Raw genomic sequence first — 231 nt, 5'->3', positions numbered from 1 at the left:
TGGCGTTGCCGCCGAACACGCGGGCAAAATCGGGGCTGTCCAGCAGATCCTGGTCCAGACCCAACTGCACCGCGAGTCCAGGCGAGTACGCCAGCAGCCTGGGCGCGGATACCGGCGTGGGCATCACTGCCGACCACGCCGCGCCGCGCACCTCGCGCACGCGGGGGCCGGTTTCGACGTCGCCGGGCAGATCCCGGATGAATCGGTTGTCGAAGCGCAGCGGTTCAGTGA

At 69.3% G+C, this 231-nt stretch carries 1 pseudogene; it reads right to left on the bottom strand.

Annotated elements, in window-relative coordinates:
- Nucleotides 1–231 (bottom strand): annotated as a pseudogene (locus tag ACQG3P_RS24990) (hypothetical protein); the annotation flags it as partial.

Source organism: Stenotrophomonas sp. SrG, assembly GCF_050031795.1.
Lineage (GTDB): Bacteria > Pseudomonadota > Gammaproteobacteria > Xanthomonadales > Xanthomonadaceae > Stenotrophomonas > Stenotrophomonas rhizophila_A.
The sequence above is the reverse complement of the archived record's forward strand: the minus strand, read 5'-3'. Positions and strand labels throughout refer to the sequence as shown.